At 49.6% G+C, this 256-nt stretch carries 1 rRNA gene; it reads left to right on the top strand.

The annotated features are described in order from the left end of the window. Window positions 1-150: 150 nt before the first annotated feature. Window positions 151-256: ribosomal RNA gene (gene rrf / locus GTP41_RS26910) — 5S ribosomal RNA — on the top strand; the annotation flags it as partial.

Below are 256 nucleotides of genomic sequence, written 5' to 3'. Positions count from 1 at the left end.
AATGCATTAAGCTAACTGATACTAATTGCCCGTACGGCTTGTCCCTATAACCTTGCCGGTTATATAGCATTTACTCGTGTTTGAGAACACTACCCAACTTTACTTCTTCCAGATTGCGCAGCGCGCCCAGCGCGCTGCCTACAAGTTATGCCTGATGACCATAGCAAGTCGGTCCCACCCCTTCCCATCCCGAACAGGACCGTGAAACGACTTTGCGCCGATGATAGTGCTGCAACCAGTGTGAAAGTAGGTTATC

Origin of the sequence: Pseudoduganella guangdongensis (assembly GCF_009857475.1) — a bacterium.
Classification (GTDB): domain Bacteria; phylum Pseudomonadota; class Gammaproteobacteria; order Burkholderiales; family Burkholderiaceae_D; genus Rugamonas; species Rugamonas guangdongensis.
This window is presented reverse-complemented; position numbering and strand designations above follow the sequence as displayed.